At 77.0% G+C, this 421-nt stretch carries 1 pseudogene; it reads right to left on the bottom strand.

What is annotated here, in order from left to right:
- Window positions 1-84: 84 nt before the first annotated feature.
- Window positions 85-417 (bottom strand): annotated as a pseudogene (locus IG05_RS50400) (RskA family anti-sigma factor); the annotation flags it as partial.
- Window positions 418-421 lie beyond the last annotated feature (4 nt).

The following is a 421-nucleotide window of genomic DNA, read 5'->3' as shown; positions in this document are numbered from 1 at the left end:
TGTCCGGAGCGTAACGCTCCCCTCACGCGGCGGACACGGTGCGCACCCGCCTCAGAGGCGGGGCAGGCAGTATTCGGAGAAGGGCAGCGCGGCCGCCGCCGCGAGGCATGCGGCCAGCGCCCACCGGGACAGCACGCGCCCCCGCGGACCCGCGCGCTCGGCGCGGATCGGCGTCGGCCCGCCGGGGGCCTCCTGCCGGACGGTCGTGATCCGGTGCAGCACCTGCTCGCGCAACACCGGGCGCGGAGTGACGGAGACGGCGAGCGCGAGGCGGGCCGCGGTGGCGCACAGCTCGGCGGTCTCCTGGGCGCACGGTTCGCAGGCCGCGAGGTGCCGCTCGAACGCGGCGCGCTCCTCGTCGGACAGCGCGTGCAGGGCGTAGGCCCCCGTCATGCGGTGCAGGTCGGCGGTCATCATGCGG

It is taken from the genome of Streptomyces sp. NRRL S-1022, from assembly GCF_000720135.1.
Taxonomy (GTDB): Bacteria; Actinomycetota; Actinomycetes; order Streptomycetales; family Streptomycetaceae; genus Streptomyces.
This window is presented reverse-complemented; position numbering and strand designations above follow the sequence as displayed.